This window comes from Nocardia sp. NPDC004604, assembly GCF_040609795.1.
Lineage (GTDB): Bacteria > Actinomycetota > Actinomycetes > Mycobacteriales > Mycobacteriaceae > Nocardia.
In genome coordinates, this window is the sequence record NZ_JBEXLC010000336.1 from 1 (window position 1) to 1,349 (window position 1,349).

3 protein-coding genes are annotated in these 1,349 nt (G+C 65.3%); 1 reads left to right on the plus strand and 2 read right to left on the minus strand.

What is annotated here, in order from left to right:
- Both ABZW16_RS43945 and ABZW16_RS43950 read right to left on the minus strand, forming a co-directional pair.
- A partial coding sequence (locus ABZW16_RS43945) for a hypothetical protein (protein ID WP_354962098.1) occupies nt 1–207 on the minus strand: 207 nt, incomplete at its 3' end.
- On the minus strand, nt 204–737 hold the full coding sequence (locus tag ABZW16_RS43950; protein WP_354962099.1) for a hypothetical protein: 534 nt from the start codon (nt 735–737) through the stop codon (nt 204–206). The genes ABZW16_RS43945 and ABZW16_RS43950, both read right to left, overlap by 4 nt.
- 288 nt (nt 738–1,025) lie before the next feature.
- Between ABZW16_RS43950 and ABZW16_RS43955 the strand changes: the two genes are divergently transcribed.
- Nucleotides 1,026–1,349 (plus strand): hypothetical protein (locus ABZW16_RS43955; protein ID WP_354962100.1); only part of this gene is annotated, 324 nt, incomplete at its 3' end.

Genomic DNA, 1,349 nt, shown 5'->3' on the forward strand with positions numbered 1-1,349 from the left:
GACGTCGGCGGTTTCGAGAAGGAGTGCCCGTATCAGCGCGAGATCGATTTCGAGCATGTCGTACTCGAGGTAAGCGGATTCCTGGGCGGCGACCAGGCCGATGATGCCCTCTCTGATCTCGGATGGATCGAGCTCGGCATAGGCGTGTGAGCTGGTGTCGAGAAGTGCTTGGGCGGCTCTGCCGAGATCAGTGGGCTTGTTGGTCATGGCATACCTCGGTTCAGCCGCTTGTCGGCCAGGTAATCGTTCGTCGTGAGCTTTTCTCCAGGGGTGCCGCCGTCGATTAGATGTTGGCGGACGGCCTCGAGACTTTCGACGGGCGCCCACGGAAGTGGCTGCCCGTTCTCGTCAACTCGGCGGAAGGTGTAGCTCGAGTTGTTGTTGATGCACCAGATGTCGCTGGGCGTGCCACCATTGCGAACGTTATACAGAACGCCCCCCGCTCGCGCTGGACCACGTGCGGTGCCTCCCTCGCCAGGCTGAAGGTCACCGTGCTTGATTAAGAACTGTCGCTCCGGCGGCAGCGGCTTCATGAAGTCGGAGGTGTCCTGCAGCTCCGGTGCGAACTTGAAGTTCCCCTCGGCGTCGACCACCCAGAGGTACTTCAAAAAGGGATAGAGGGAGTTCAGATCAAGCGGGGTCCCGGGCGGAACCGTGCACATATCGGGAGGGTTGGTGTAGGGCCACTCCATCGGCCGAGGCTCCGGCCCGCCCTTCGCACCGATATCGGTGGCCACTGGCGGTCCTATCGGCTCGCCCTTCCCCGGATCGGGGGTATTCGTTGAGGGCACCAGCTCGGGCTCCGGCACCGCGGCTGGTTCCCGGCGTGGTTCGTCTGGTGGCCGGCGTTCTGCTTGGTGCGCGGGTGGTTCGTGCGGGTCTAGTTGGCTCGCTGGGGGCGCGCTTCTGTCGGGTCGGTTTCGGGGGTCGCCTGGGTGTCGTGGTGTGGGCTGCGGGTCTAGTTGGCTCGCTGGGTTCGGTCGTTGTCCCTCCGGAGCGGCGGGGGTGTTCGGGCGAGGGGGGTCGTGAGGAGGGTTGTTCGGGCGAGGGGGGTCGTTCGGACGAGCGGGGTCGTGAGGAGGGTTGTTCGGACGAGCGGGGTCGTGAGGAGGGTCGTTCGGGCGAGGGGGGTTGTTCGGGCGAGCGGGGTCGTGAGGGGGGTTGTTCGGGCGAGGGGGGTTGTTCGGGCGAGGGGGGTCGTGAGGAGGGTTGTTCGGGCGAGGGGGGTCGTGAGGAGGGTCGTTCGGGCGAGGGGGGTTGTTCGGGCGAGGGGGGTCGTGAGGAGGGTCGTTCGGGCGAGGGGGGTTGTTCGGGCGTCTTGGTTTGTAGTTAGGAAGAGCACACGTCTT